This is a genomic window from Kovacikia sp. CALU 1929, from assembly GCF_056784235.1.
This window is the reverse complement of sequence record NZ_JBXBCF010000083.1, coordinates 121,485-135,337: the sequence shown is the minus strand read 5'-3', so window position 1 is coordinate 135,337 and position 13,853 is coordinate 121,485. Positions and strand designations below refer to the sequence as shown.

General features: G+C 49.2%; 14 protein-coding genes. 10 read left to right on the top strand and 4 right to left on the bottom strand.

Annotated elements, in window-relative coordinates; all coding sequences use genetic code 11:
- Positions 1 to 144: 144 nt before the first annotated feature.
- On the bottom strand, positions 145 to 849 hold the full coding sequence (locus tag AC1S52_RS22650; protein ID WP_482031311.1) for a hypothetical protein: 705 nt from the start codon (positions 847 to 849) through the stop codon (positions 145 to 147).
- Positions 850 to 894: 45 nt separating this feature from the next.
- On the opposite strand from AC1S52_RS22650, the gene AC1S52_RS22645 reads away from it, so the two are divergent.
- Both AC1S52_RS22645 and AC1S52_RS22640 read left to right on the top strand, forming a co-directional pair.
- Positions 895 to 1,359 (top strand): ABA4-like family protein, encoded by a 465-nt coding sequence (locus AC1S52_RS22645; RefSeq protein WP_482031310.1) that lies wholly within the window; start codon positions 895 to 897, stop codon positions 1,357 to 1,359.
- Between the two features lie 260 nt (positions 1,360 to 1,619).
- Positions 1,620 to 5,027 carry a PAS domain S-box protein gene (locus AC1S52_RS22640; RefSeq protein WP_482031309.1) on the top strand — a complete coding sequence of 1,136 codons (3,408 nt, stop codon included), beginning with the start codon at positions 1,620 to 1,622 and terminating at the stop codon, positions 5,025 to 5,027.
- 8 nt (positions 5,028 to 5,035) lie between these two features.
- Here the strand turns inward: AC1S52_RS22640 and AC1S52_RS22635 are convergent, their stop codons facing one another.
- Positions 5,036 to 5,728, bottom strand: a complete 693-nt coding sequence (locus AC1S52_RS22635) for a hypothetical protein (protein WP_482031308.1) — start codon at positions 5,726 to 5,728, stop codon at positions 5,036 to 5,038.
- A gap of 513 nt (positions 5,729 to 6,241) precedes the next feature.
- On the opposite strand from AC1S52_RS22635, the gene AC1S52_RS22630 reads away from it, so the two are divergent.
- From AC1S52_RS22630 to AC1S52_RS22610, 5 genes are all read left to right on the top strand, one after another.
- Positions 6,242 to 6,469: a GNAT family N-acetyltransferase gene (locus AC1S52_RS22630; RefSeq protein WP_482031391.1), complete on the top strand. Its 228-nt coding sequence runs from the start codon at positions 6,242 to 6,244 to the stop codon at positions 6,467 to 6,469.
- Between the two features lie 152 nt (positions 6,470 to 6,621).
- Positions 6,622 to 7,350: a hypothetical protein gene (locus AC1S52_RS22625; protein ID WP_482031307.1), complete on the top strand. Its 729-nt coding sequence runs from the start codon at positions 6,622 to 6,624 to the stop codon at positions 7,348 to 7,350.
- 375 nt (positions 7,351 to 7,725) lie between these two features.
- Complete coding sequence (locus AC1S52_RS22620; RefSeq protein WP_482031306.1) at positions 7,726 to 8,100, top strand: nuclear transport factor 2 family protein; 375 nt, start codon at positions 7,726 to 7,728, stop codon at positions 8,098 to 8,100.
- Positions 8,101 to 8,219: 119 nt separating this feature from the next.
- Positions 8,220 to 8,513, top strand: coding sequence for a type II toxin-antitoxin system HigB family toxin (locus tag AC1S52_RS22615; protein ID WP_482031305.1), 294 nt, complete (start codon positions 8,220 to 8,222; stop codon positions 8,511 to 8,513).
- Between the two features lie 14 nt (positions 8,514 to 8,527).
- Positions 8,528 to 8,905: a helix-turn-helix domain-containing protein gene (locus tag AC1S52_RS22610; protein ID WP_482031304.1), complete on the top strand. Its 378-nt coding sequence runs from the start codon at positions 8,528 to 8,530 to the stop codon at positions 8,903 to 8,905.
- A gap of 491 nt (positions 8,906 to 9,396) precedes the next feature.
- On the opposite strand, the gene AC1S52_RS22605 is transcribed toward AC1S52_RS22610, so the two are convergent.
- Complete coding sequence (locus tag AC1S52_RS22605; protein ID WP_482031303.1) at positions 9,397 to 9,624, bottom strand: hypothetical protein; 228 nt, start codon at positions 9,622 to 9,624, stop codon at positions 9,397 to 9,399.
- Positions 9,625 to 10,209: 585 nt separating this feature from the next.
- On the opposite strand from AC1S52_RS22605, the gene AC1S52_RS22600 reads away from it, so the two are divergent.
- The 3 genes from AC1S52_RS22600 to AC1S52_RS22590 all read left to right on the top strand — a co-directional run bounded on the left by AC1S52_RS22600 (position 10,210) and on the right by AC1S52_RS22590 (position 12,861).
- Positions 10,210 to 11,463 (top strand): GNAT family N-acetyltransferase, encoded by a 1,254-nt coding sequence (locus tag AC1S52_RS22600; RefSeq protein WP_482031302.1) that lies wholly within the window; start codon positions 10,210 to 10,212, stop codon positions 11,461 to 11,463.
- A gap of 136 nt (positions 11,464 to 11,599) precedes the next feature.
- Positions 11,600 to 12,097 (top strand): DUF6335 family protein, encoded by a 498-nt coding sequence (locus AC1S52_RS22595; RefSeq protein WP_482031301.1) that lies wholly within the window; start codon positions 11,600 to 11,602, stop codon positions 12,095 to 12,097.
- Positions 12,094 to 12,861, top strand: a complete 768-nt coding sequence (locus AC1S52_RS22590; protein ID WP_482031300.1) for a M48 family metallopeptidase — start codon at positions 12,094 to 12,096, stop codon at positions 12,859 to 12,861. The genes AC1S52_RS22595 and AC1S52_RS22590 overlap by 4 nt, the downstream gene beginning before the upstream one ends.
- Positions 12,862 to 13,010: 149 nt before the next feature.
- On the opposite strand, the gene AC1S52_RS22585 is transcribed toward AC1S52_RS22590, so the two are convergent.
- Complete coding sequence (locus tag AC1S52_RS22585) at positions 13,011 to 13,838, bottom strand: thiazole synthase (RefSeq protein ID WP_482031299.1); 828 nt, start codon at positions 13,836 to 13,838, stop codon at positions 13,011 to 13,013.
- Positions 13,839 to 13,853 lie beyond the last annotated feature (15 nt).

The window sequence follows — 13,853 nt, the reverse complement described above, 5'->3', positions numbered from 1 at the left end:
TCTAGATTTTAGACCAATCCTCATCAAAGCAATTTTCGGCAACCAGCTCTGATCAAAATTTAGCTAATTCAAATTTCAAGCCACTCAAGACCTCCGAGGTTTTTGAAAACCTCGGAGGTCTGAGCCTCACAAGAAATCAATGCCTCAGGTACCTCTACTATTTGCAGTTCCATGCAAAACACCGATTGGGGTTTGCATACCAGGTACAAGGATTATTTGATACCGCTCAAACTTCCAGTTCGCTTTTAGCTGCTCGTCAGAAAGTACTTTAGAATCCTTTTCAGAATTGCTGTCAGAACGAAACTCCCTCCGCTCAAACAACCGATCAGAGCCAAGGTTGAAAGCAAGCAGATAAACCGTCCATGTTCCAGGCTTAAGAACCACTTCTCTCCTGGGATCGGGTTCTGAAAATAAAGGGGTAATCGCAACCTTGCCGGAATTGACTTGTAAAGGTAAGCCAATGACCCGTTCTGCCTTGCCAAAATCAGGACTATGATCGGCAAGGTACACTTCAACCCAGTGGTCATTTAAGTGAGCATCCGTACCAAAGTGAATGGTACGACCGTTTGTCAGGTAACCCTGTCGATAGCTTCCTATGTCCGTGCGGCGATCGTCTGGTTCAGAGTAAAAACTTTCGGGGCAGTACTCTGAATCGCCGTCATGGACATAAAACTGATATTGGCTGGCAAACATCCTGAACTCTGTCACCAATTTCATGCCTCCACCTTCAGCGAATACTGCCTGTTCAGTAACGAGCGAAGGCGATAAGTGAGTTGTTGACTGGGTCGCAGTTGTTCCTGCTACCAATGCTCCCAGCCCAGCCGCGGCTAACAGATTCCGCCGTTTCATGGTTGAAGTCCTTTCCTATTCCCTATCTACCTATTATCTAAAGCTATGGCGATCGCTCAACTTTTCGACCTTTCCAACCTGTTTGTTCTACCCTTCTGGGCATTGATGGTTTTTCTGCCCAACTGGAGCGTCACCCGCCGGGTGATGGAATCTTTCATCCCCTTTGTCCTGCTGGCAGGGCTATATCTGTACTTCATTTCTGGCACTCTGACGGCTGAAACCGCTCAGGCACTCGCCAACCCTACACTGGCAGACATTGCCCGCTTCTTTGGAGACGAACGCGCCGCCGCCACTGGATGGACTCATTTTCTAGTCATGGATTTATTCGTCGGGCGTTGGGTTTACTGGGAAGGACAGCGTACCGGAGTCTGGACGGTTCACTCCATTGCCCTTTGCCTGTTTGCAGGACCATTAGGCTTACTCTCCCACATTCTGACGAGTTGGATCAGTCAAAAATTCCTGCCCAAGTCAACGACTGAAACGGTGGAAAACGAGACGGCAGGAGCGTGAGTGTTGGCAGGTGCTAGGTGTCAGGTGTCAGGTGGAGGTTGCCTGTACACCTCAAAACTTTTAACTCTCAATTCTCAATTCTCCACTCTCCCTCCCCATCCGCTCATCCAATCGGGGGAAGCAACAATCTCAGGGAGAAGCCAATCTGAGTAATAGGAGCAGTAGTCTGTTCGTTGGTGTACTGATGGGTGTACTGAACGGGCAGAGTTAAACCTGCAAGTCTACAAGCAACGCTATTGATGGCGTTTGATCGGTGGTCTATGCAGTTGAACTTGGAAAAAAATCGTCACTTCTTTCTCACTGCAAGCGCGATCGCCCTTGCCTGTTTCCTGTCCGCCAGACTTGCTGACAGCTTACTGGGTTTTGGAACTGCCGCATCTCCCCTGTGGCCCCCAGCAGGCATTGCCCTCGCGGTGCTTTTACTGTTTGGGGGCAGGCAGTGGGTCGGGGTTGCTGCTGGGATGCTGTTGTTTGATCTAACGCTGAATGTTCCCTGGTTTTCGGCTGGGATCATGGCAGCAGGGCAAACCCTGGGCGCGATCGCAGGTGCCCGATTACTTCGTCGAATGGGTTTCCATCACTCGCTCAGCAGTTTGCCCGATGTGTTGGGGTTTATTTCCCAGGCTGCTGTTCTTTCTCCAGTGGTGAACGCAACCATCAGCACCCTCAATGCAGGACTGACCGGAATCACTGATTGGCGCAATCTGGGTATTCACTGGGGCACAATCTGGCTGGGGGACGGAATCGGCATTCTGACGATTACCCCGCTGTTATTGACCTGGTTGGGCGATCGCCCCTCAAATCACAAAGTTGGGCGATCGCTCCTGCAAGGATGGTGGCGTAGACTGACGGTTCATCCCAAATCTGGTGAAGCCCTGATTTGGGCAATTTCACTCTTTGGGGTCAGTTGGGTTGTCTTTCAAGCTCCTATCCAAGCAGAAGTTTCCCACTATCCATTGGAATATCTGCCCTTTCCCTTCCTGATCTGGGCGGCGCTTCGTTTCGGGCAGCGGGGCACTGTTCTGGGCAGTGCGATGGTATCTGGCAATGCAATTTTAGGGGTGGTTCAGGGTAATAGTCCCTTTTTATCTAAGGCTGATGGCAACATCTGGGAAGCCATACTCCTGGTACAGATGTTTGTGGGAATCAGCACTGCAACGGCTCTGGTGCTGGCTGCGGCTGTTACCGAACGCCAACAGGTAGAAGATCGGTTACGTCGCAAAGAAAAACATTTACGCGGTATCTTTGAAGGAGCAGGCATTGGAATTGGGCTTGACAGCCCGGAGGGAAGGGTTTTTGAAAGTAATCCGGCGTTGCAAAAAATGTTGGGCTACAGTCGGCAAGAGCTTGAACAGTTAACCTTTGCAGAATTTACCCATCCAGATGATTTAGCGATTGACAAAGAACTGTTTGCCGAAATGATGGCTGGTCAGCGGGAATCTTACCAGTTAGAAAAACGTCACATTCGTAAGGATGGAGAAGCCATCTGGGTGCGCCTGACTAACTCTCTGGTGCTTGATGAGGCAGGTGAACCCAAATTCACCATTGGCATGGTTGAAGATATTACTGGGCTTAAGCAGGCACAGGAAAGCATTCGCCTGTATGCCAATATTGTCCAAAAGATGCAGATTGGTTTGATCGTTTGGCAACTGCAAGATCTGGATGATCTGCAAAGCTTTCGGTTACTAGACATCAACCCTGCTGCCCGCCACATTTTGCACATTACCGCCCACACCGAAGGTCTGATCGGGCGAAGTATGAAAGAAGTTTTCCCTAGCCTGCTGGAGAGTGCTTTTCCAGGGATTTATGCCAGTGTTATTCGGTCTGGCAAAGTGCGAGATTTGGGAGAAGTTCGCTATGGGGATGACGTGGTGCCTGAAGGAATCTATGCCACCAAAGCATTTCCTTTGCCGAACCAATGTGTGGGGCTGATGTTTGAAGACATCAGCGATCGCAAGCAGGCAGAAGAAGCCCTTCAACACAGTGAAGCCCGGTTTCGCGTGATTGCTGAAACAGCCGCCTGTGCAGTGCTGGTTTATCAGGGAACCCGGTTACGCTATGCCAATCCTGCCGCAGAGCGCATTACTGGATACTCCTGTGACGAGTTACTGTCCATCGACTTCTGGGACCTGTCCCACCCGGAGTACCGGGAACTGGTGAAAGGGCGGGGAATGGCACGGCAACGGGGCGAAACGGTTCCTTCCCGCTATGAGATGAAGATTTTGACGAAATCTGGTCAGGAACGCTGGGTGGATTTCACCGCTGGAGTCGTCTTTTTTGAAGGGCGACCCACCGGAGTTGCGACTGCCTACGATATCACCGATCGCAAACTGGCAGAAGCCAAACTGGTGATGACTGCCAACCGCGAACGCCTGCTCTCAGAAATGGCATCTCGCATTCGCAGTTCACTCGATCTGGAAACGATTTTACAGACCACGGTTGAAGAAGTGCGCCAGTTTTTGCAGGCAGATCGGGTTTTTATTACCTGTTTTGGCGAGTGTGGTAGTTGTCAGGCGGTAGCGGAGTCCGTTGCACCGGAATGGGCACCTGTTTTGGGTTGGCAGGTGAGTGACCACCACGTTGACACCATCAAAACCCTGTTTCAATCCAGTCGGTTGCGTGTGATTAACGACACCAGCCAGATAGACAAAACCCCCTTCTTAGAGGAGTATTATCAGCGCTGCCAGGTGCGTTCAGGCATGGGAATTTCCCTTTACCTGGATGAGCAAATGTTTGGCGTGTTAATTGCCAACCAATGTGCTGAACCACGAGAGTGGCAACCCTTTGAGATTGAACTGTTGGAACAACTGGCAACCGGGGTTGAAATTGCCATTAAGCAGGGACAGCTTTATCGCCAGAAGCAACTCCTTGCCGCCAATCTGGAGCGTCAGGTTGAGCAGCGCACGGCTGAACTACAACAGCGAATGCAGGATTTGCAACATCTAAATCAGGTGAAAGATCTCTTGCTCCATGCCGTTTCCCATGATTTGCGCACACCCGTTCAAGGAATGCTGATGGTGATGAATCGGCTGCGTGGTAAGTGTTGCGAAACGGAAACGGTTGCCATTCCCCGCCCCATCCTGGATTGCATGATTCAGAGCAGCGATGACCAGCTCCAGCTATTGAATGCCCTGCGGGATGACCCCTCGGCGGACGACTGCAAGCTTTCTTTGAACTGCAAGCCGTCCAGAATTGATGAAATTTTGCAAGCTGCCCTGAAAACCGTGGAGCCTTTATTGATTCAAAGTCAGGTTCAATTGACCAACCAAATTGTGGCTGATCTGCCCTGGGTCTTTGCAGATTCAGGTCAGATTCAGCAAGTGTTGGAAACGTTGCTGACCAATGCGGTGAAACATAATCCTCCCGGCGTGGCGATCGCCCTCCATGCGGAAGTGATCAATCTGGAGAATTCTTCAGAAAGCTCCTCCGATCCATTTAAACTGCTCCAATTCAGTGTCGATGATACGGGCGTTGGCATGAATCAGGATCAATGCGATCGCCTGTTTAAGCCCTACGTTCGCAGTTTGGACAATCCCCACCGGACTGGAATCGGCTTGGGGTTGTACCGCTGCCGCCGAATTATGACTGCCCACAATGGACAGATCGGTATGAATAGCCAACCGGGAAGTGGATCAGCGTTCTGGTTTACGCTGCCATTGGCTCTTTGAAGGTTGTTTCAACGAACTTCAACATGAATTGATTTGATGTACAACGCAATGTACAAAAGCAGGGCATAAATAAAGAAAATGACACCAAACTTCTCTAGAAACTCTTCGATCGCCACCAGCACCAAATCAAATACGGTCTTTTCCCCATAAATGCTGGCAACAAACCCTGAAATCAGTTCAAACCCTAGCGCCCCACCCACATATATAGAGCCAGAGGCAATAAACAATCGGCGAATTCGTTGGGGTAGGCGAAACAGAAACCGGATATAAATTGTCCCAATCAACAAACAAATTGGGATGGCAACAATCACCCAGGTATATCGAAAAATTCCGGCAGTCTGAATATGAGTGCTGAGCCACTCACCGGCTCTTTCATGGAGCAGTAACATTTCATCCATTGCCAGGTAGAAAAAGATCAACGATAACCCTCGCCAGTAACCCGCTTGATCAGAAATCCGCTCCTGTTCTCCCAATGAAATCAGGAACAGCAACAGCGAAGACAGTACCAGTAGCAAGGACGAATACCATGCCTGGGGATTGTATTCTCCCCCTACATGGAAAAACTCCACTATTTTTTGAGGTAACGCATACCCAAACGCATACTCAGGAAATTGTGTGGAAAAACTGAGGGCATCAAATATCAGAGCAACCCCAAGCAAATAACGGGCAATTTGCTTGGGAAACAACGTGATGGTCGGCATCTCACCCACTCCCCACAATAGTCAAGACCGCCAAGAAATCCCCCGGCAGTTCACCCCCAGGGAAATCGACGGGGAATTTAACCGTAAGTTCCTAAAACGTTAACCTCTTATTAACTAAACAGCAAGTCACGACGGTTGCTCAATACGCGCTATCAGGGCTACCCATGATCTACAAACACCCTGTCCATCTTTTGTGCAGTAGAACAGTACCTGCTCGTTGTAATCCAGACTGAGTGCCTTTTACAGATGTTCAGAACTCTATTTGCCATAGAAAAAACTTTCGGTTGTGTGCCTAATCAGGCTTGAGCGCTACGGCGAAGTTGTGTGGCTCAGCGCAACAAAACCGATGTACACATTCTCGCGGGCATCTCGGATAATTTAGAAAATCCTGGATTAAGCGATCGCCGCTTTTGTAGGCTGGGTTTCACAAAGGTTCAACCCAGCATTTTTTGTTTTGCTGCCCATTGAGAATGATGGGTTTCCTGTGTCTACCCATCCTACGGGAGATCAGCGATCGTACTGTGGCGCTTTATGATAGGTGAGCAATACCAGGGGCGTGGTTACGGGCGAAAGGCTTTGGAGTTGTTCTTCGCACACGTCAAGACGCGCCCTGGAGCGAATGCGGTCGAAACAAGTTGTGTTTCAGCAAAAGGTGGTCCCGGTCCGTTCTACGAGAAGATGGGCTTTGTTTACACCGGAAAAGAAGAGAACGGCGAACTTGTGATACGACGTGAATTGTGATCTAGAAATGGTATGTGGGTAGCGAGCCGCCCAACAATTCAAATGCAGGCGGACGGTTGAAAGCTTCTGGTGTTGAGTTCGAGTCTGCCTGCCGCCGCTGATTTGAGTCGTTAGATAGACATAATTGATATATACCTAGTTAGACCGCCGCGATGATCCCACATAGAGAAACCCTCTTACAGGCACGTAAATTCTATTCACAGTGTGCAAACAAAGTAGAGGGTACTATTCAAACCCAAGGGCTTACCCCATTGCTTTCAACTCAAATTATTGGAATAGGTATCGCCACTGAGTGGATAAGACGTGCGGCGGAGATGGACAGTATTCATTACATGGGTAAGAACTTAAATAAATCGAAGAGTAGCGACTTGTTTGTTGAACTTTTACGATTTAACTTCTCCTGGTTCGCTCTCAACGCAATATTTACCCGAAATGAATTGCTGTCTTTATTTGGAACACCCTCTGATAATACTGAGTACTCAGCATTTCATCTTCTATACACAAATGCTATGCCAACAAATGCAGTAGTACGTTTACAGAAACTCCATCTGCTGCTAAACGCACCAATTTCAACACGGATGCCAACCATCACGAGTAGTCCTTCCGTTTCTACACTACAAGCTATTTATCTAAAATACTTGCCAAGCAATATTCGTGGACGTACTGCAAGAGCTATGCAGGAGGCAGTGCAGGCAGGAAATGCCAGCTCTCTTGATATGCCTACCCTCTTATATGGGTTCCGAAACTGGTCTGTTCATGGCAATACACTCCACGGTTGCTTTGGGAGCCACCCTGGATTCTACGAATATACACGTCTTCTTCAAGAAACATTAGCAGATGTGCATTATTACATATCCAACAAACTCAGCGACTTACTTTAAAACCCAAAAACCTGAAAGCCCTTTCGAGCTATCAGGTCGTCACCTCGACCCGTCCATGAAATAACTTGTGTCGTGTGGTGGACGGTTAGGGAGTTGCGCTGTGTCCTGCAAAACAGCAGGCTAAATCTGAGATGTAACTGCTGAGACTTAATTATCGTCTAGTCTTGTGCATATCATAAACTAAGATAGCAGAATTTGGGAGACTGTAGAAGCACGAACCCCAATGCTTGTGAAATGCAAGCAGGGTCAAGCCCAGTCTCGTCCTCCCATAATTCGCTTGGAGCGGACTGACAAAATATCTTGGTTGTGAGTTCAAGGTTATTTGCAGTCGCTCAACCGGAACGTTAGGCAGCGATATCCCACTCCCTCTCAATCATGTCTCTCACACTCTCTCAAGAAGACCGCGCGATCCTGACTCACCTTGAAGAAGACATGTGGCGGGAAGTCACGCGCTTCGATCAAGTTTTCCAAGAACAGCGGTTTGCTGCCGATTTCTTTGAGTTCGGTCGATCGGGACGAGTTTACACCCGCGATCAGATCATTCGCCTAGACTCGCAGCCAATCCACGCAGTGCTTCCTCTGTCGAATCTTGTCATTCGTCTGCTTGACAAGAATACAGCGCAAATTACCTATAACAGTCAGGTTGAGTACGATGGCATCATAGAGTACGCAAGACGAAGCTCTATCTGGTCACGCACGGAAAGTGGTTGGGTCATGCGCTTTCATCAAGGCACACCATACCAGCCATAACACAGGCAGCATGAAGCCAAGGAAGATAGACAGGGCAGGACATCGCTGCTTTGTGAAGAAAATTAGAGCCTCTTCAAATGCTCCTTGATCCCACCTTGGGAGCGAGTTATGATAAATTCATGCGTATCTCGTCGCGGAGCACCTTACGAGATTTTGGGGAATCTCATCCAGATGCCAAAGAAGCATTGAAAACTTGGTACTACGAAGCGTCTCACGCCGATTGGCAGAGTCCAGTTGATGTTAAGTCCGCTCATGGCAGTGCCAGTATCATTGCGAACAATCGTGTCGTTTTCAACATCAAAGGCAATACCTATCGGTTGATTGTGGCAATTCGTTATGACATTGGCACCATTTTTATTCGATTTATTGGCACTCATGCCGAGTATGACAACGTTGATGCGGAAACAATCTGAACCGAGGTTGATGTATGGAAATACGCCCAATTAAAACTCAAGCTGACTATCAAGAAGCTCTTCGAGAGATTGAGTCGCTATTTGATGCTGCTGAGAATACCCCTGAGTATGATCGGCTAGACATCCTTAGTACCCTTGTAGAAGCTTACGAGAAAACACATTTTCCGATTGAACTACCTGATCCGATCGAGGCAATTCAGTATTATATGGATACCCGTGGTTGGTCTCGTCGTGACTTGGAGACATGTCTGGGCAGTCGAGCAAGAGTGTCTGAGATCTTGTCTCGCAAACGTACCTTGACGTTGGAAATGATTCGGAAGTTGAATCAAGAATTAAGGATTCCGGCTGAAATTCTGATTCAGCCCTACGAGTCAGTACAAGTCTCTGCCTAACAACGCCCATATACGCCGACCGTTGAAAGCAATCGGTTGGAATCCAAAGTTATCTGCGGCGAGTGATGGGCAACGTTATGCGACTTCGGTCTTGGGTGAGGGCATTACTATACAGTCATCTGTGGGTGTTGAGATAGCGCAGGCAATCACGGGTTGAGTGCTGAGATACTCAAAACCTAACCCAATCAGTGACCTTAGATATCTCGCTATAATTCTTCCAGAAGGTTAACTTGCAAGAGATCCCTATGACTTTCTAACAGCTTGAAGAACGCTTCCAACAACTTGAAGCACGAGTTGCAACCTTGGAGACAGAATTAGCACAACTAACGCAGATGTTGTCTGGGGTTTTGAAAAAAAGTTCCCTGGTGGTTAAAAGTTGCGGGTAGCTTTGAAGACGATCCGACCTTCGATGAAGCGGTTCGCTTCGGACAGGAATGGCGTAGGTTTGCTGAGTAGGTCGGTAAAATTGAAGTGGTAGTGACAGTCATCACTTATGAGGAGCAATGCCACAAGCATCGTTGTTGCTTTTTGAAACCCACCAAACTCCCCATCTCGTCAAGTTCAGCCGCTTCCACCCATTGAACAATCGTGACTGAAGTTGGCTTCAACTGCTGGATTAACGGTTCATTCACCTGGACGAATGCTCGTTCTTTTTTTAAGTTCTTGTAGGACTGTCGTTGGACTGATCTGCAATCCACGAGCCGGATCTCGAATGCCATTTCCATTGACTGTCATTATCGCTAATTGGTTGCTTAACCGTTGCTAAATAGCCTTGATAAGTATAGTTCCGAATAAAGCTTTGACCTGTGCAATTAGAGTTGCAACCCTTGTAGCGCTGCTTGCCTGCGGCTGATTTTCCATGCTTGACGATCTGATTTTCATCATACAGCAATTTTCATTTGTGTATGCCACACAGAACGTTGGTTGCGCCTTAATATAACGGCATTCATTGTGTGGCACTCGTCTAAAAACTGCTGTAACTCGGACAGTGTAAAGGTTCTAGCACCACAGGTATCTTTTCTACCCCTAGGATCTCATTTGCAAATCCTACTATCTCATTGTAGAACCCGCAGGTCTATAACACTACCCCTGGAGTGGAGCAATATCCCTTAATCTACGACCTTTTTCACCAGTTGAGCATGACATGATTGATGCATCTGGCTCAAGACCGAAATCATCAAGAAAAGGTGCAATCAGACGGATTGTTCTACCCTGATAGACTTAAATGTGTTGAGCGTTAACCTTTGTAGTTTATTCAAAAGTCAGTTAAGTCCAGGATTATAGCTGTCTCGTGATATCCCAATATGGCTCACCCAAAATTTAGTGTGCGATCGCTTCAGGATGGGGATCTGTCCCAGGTGGTTAACCTCGACAGGCTCTCTTTTGCTCCCTTAAGCTCGAATGAGGAGATTCAGCAGGAATGGTTCGCTGATGGAATCGCCCTTCCCGGTCGAAAATTTTTTCTGGCGGTTGAGGAGGAAACAGGCGAAGGCGTAGGGGGTTATGCTCAACTGGATTTGACTCTCTGGTTTGAACAACAGGAGTTTCCCGCTATGGGGATTGCCGCCGTGGCAGTGGCTCCCCATCGGCGGGGACAGCGGATTGCCCGGTTGATGCTGGAACACTCACTGGCAATGGGACGGGAACAGAATCTTCCCCTGATGGCGCTTTACCCCTTTCAGCACGGGTTTTATCGCAAGTTGGGTTGGGCGTGGGTTGAGCAGATGCACCAGTACCGGGTGTCTGCCCGTCATATGCCGGTGTTTCGAGAGCGATCGCAGATTTTCCCCTACCATGCAGACGATCAACCCTCCCTCCAATCGGTTTATGACCAGGCGGCTTCTTGCCATAACGGCTGGTTCCGGCGGCAACCCTGGCAGTGGGAGAGTCGGTTGAAGCCGGGTAAAGGACGGGAAATTTACTGCTATCGGAGTGGTAAGGAACTAACAGGCTATGTCATCCTGCAATTTACTCACCTGACTCCTCAGTCGGCTCTGGCGGTGGTGGTGCAAGAGTGGGTAGCGCTGTCGGCTGAGGCATACCGGGGAATTTTGGGCTTTCTGGCATCTCTGCGGGATCAAGTTTCAACGATTGTTTGGAACACCTTTCCAGAAGATCCATTTCCCCACCTGCTGCAAGAACAGCGGCGAGACCCTGCCTTAGCATCTCCCGCCTTTGAGTTTGGGCTGGTCCACAAATTTGGCGAAATCGGTGGTGGTTTCATGTGGCGTTTAGTTGACCTGAAGCGAGCGTTTGAGTTGCGTCCCATTAGAGCAAGCGAACCTTTTGCTGTAACGTTTCAGGTGACAGATCCGGTGTTGGGCAAACAGGCGATCGCTGTAGAATTTGCTGAGCGGCGCATGACCTGTCTGGAAAAACCAACTTCTACGGTCATTCACACCTCAGTTGAACACCTGACGGAACTGTTTTGTGGAGTACGACGAGCTACTGATTTGCTATGGACAGGTGAGATTGAATCCGAGGGAGATGTAACCCTGCTAACCCAGCTCGATGCGGTATGGCAGACAACTCCCCCCTTCTGCTGGGACTTTTTCTAATTAGTAAATGCTCACTCCTGTGGTAGAGGCTGTTCTCCTTCTGAAGTGGATGTTTTGGAGTGAGATTGCTGTTAGCGTTGAATCAGAGGTCATCACCTTTGGCACAGCGTTAGAATGAATCAAGGAGAAAGCGCAAATGCGTGATCAAGCAGAACAAGAATTTTCTAGCCCAACGGATAAAGAAGATTTAGAAGCATCGCTGAACAACTCCGGTGATAATTCTTCTGGTGATATTTCCGTTGATGAGGATGTGGATCGGGAAGATAACCTGGAAAATATTCCCCAGGAATTAACTGAATCCTATGGCACTGGCGTTCATGAACTGCCAGGGTATGTTGCAGGGGGGCGCACAATGCGGCAACGCGATCGCCAGTTCAATCAGGCAGATGCCATCCTCACGGGAGGAGACATTGATGCCAACTACGAACAGGCAAATGCCGTTGGCGACGAGGCTGTCGGTGGTACAGCCCCCACCCCAGATCAGGATGTAGTGGATGAATTGGGAGCCGCTGTCGGGCTAGAGATGGCTGACGGGGAGTATGTTCACACCACCGAAATCTTGACTACTCGCGACGATCGCCGCTGGGAGCTTGATCCCAAATCCTCAGACGACTACCAGGAACGAAGAGAATGAATTTTTCCCACCCATTTCGTAGAAGTGTATCGTTCCTACTTGGGATTGGAACGGCTGTCACGGTTGGAGCCACAGCTCCGGTACCTGCCACTGCCCTGCCAGTCGGCGATCTAATCTTTCGCGGAATTCAACTGCTTCAGCTTGCTAATCCATCTACACAACAGAAAGTGCAACTGGGGCAGGACATTCATCAGCAAGTCCTGAGGAACTATCGACTCAGTTCTAATCGCCAGATCAACAACTATGTCAATCAGATTGGACAACGGGTTGCTGGTGTGAGCGATTGTGCCCAAACGCCATTTCGTTTTTACGTGGTTGACAATCCCCAGATCAATGCTTTTGCTACAACGGGTGGCTTTGTCTATGTCCATACCGGAATAATTCAGGCAACCGATAACGAAGCTCAACTAGCTTCAGTCATTGCCCATGAAATTGCCCATATCTGCAATGATGACCTGATTGCCCAACTGCGGCAGACGGCGATCGCCCAGGGTGCCGCATCATTGGCAGGGTTAGATCGGAGTGCGGTGGCAGGTCTAGCCTACCAACTGGCAGTCGGTCTGCCCTATAGCCGTCAGGCAGAGTTTAATGCCGATGCCAGGGGACTGGACTATTTAACACGGGCTGGCTATGACCCACAGGCAATGCCTGCCTTTTTGAGTAAGCTACTGAAGTATCCGTCTCCCCCTGCCTTTTTAAGTAGTCACCCGGCAACCCGCGATCGCGTCACTGCCCTGGAGCAGCGGATTGCCAGGAGTAATTAACCCAACTTCCTAACTACAGCGGTTCTCATGCGGATTTAGTACAAGCTAATCGTTTGTTATGAGTCATTAGTCATTAGTCCTTTGGGAGCGACCAGTGACCAATGACCAAAAACACAGCTCATAAAGCTGAGAATTGCTATGGTAATTTTCTAGCTGGTAATCGTTCCGGTTGTCGGTGAACTGGCACTGGCGTAAGCTTTAATCGGAATGCGTCCTGCCAGGTGGGCAAGGCGACCAGCCTGGGTGGCAAGGTTCATGGCAGTTGCCATGGCGGCTGGGTTCTGTGCCTGGGCGATCGCGGTATTGATCAGTAACGCATCGGCTCCCATTTCCATTGCCTGGGCTGCCTCGCTGGGCGCGCCGATTCCAGCATCTACCACCACAGGTACCTTCACGTTATCGATAATGATCTGGATATTGGCAGCATTCTTTAAGCCCTGTCCAGAGCCAATCGGAGAACCCAAAGGCATTACCGTCACGCATCCCGCCTCTGCCAACCGTTTTGCCAGGAGAGGATCGGCGTTGATGTAGGGCAGGACGGCAAATCCTTCACTCACCAACTTTTCAGCCGCTTGCAGGGTACCAATGGGATCGGGGAGTAAATACTTCGGATCGGGAATCACTTCTAGCTTGACGAAGTTATTGTCCTCCTGTCCTAATAATTTCGCCATCTCCCGTCCCAACCGGGCAACCCGAATCGCATCCTCCGCCGTCTGACAGCCCGCCGTATTAGGTAGCATCCAAATCTTGGTCCAATCCAGCGCCTCTGCCAATCCTTCGTGTCCAGGGGCGTTTGTCTGCACCCGACGAACGGCTACAGTGACAATTTCGCACCCGCTGGCGGTAATACTTTGCCGCATTTCATCAAAATTTCGGTACTTACCAGTCCCAGTCATTAAACGGGAGCGAAAAGTGCGTCCAGCAATGACCAGCGAATTATCAAGAGAATGTTCTAATGGTTTATCTAAAGTCTGCATTCCTAAACCTCAAGT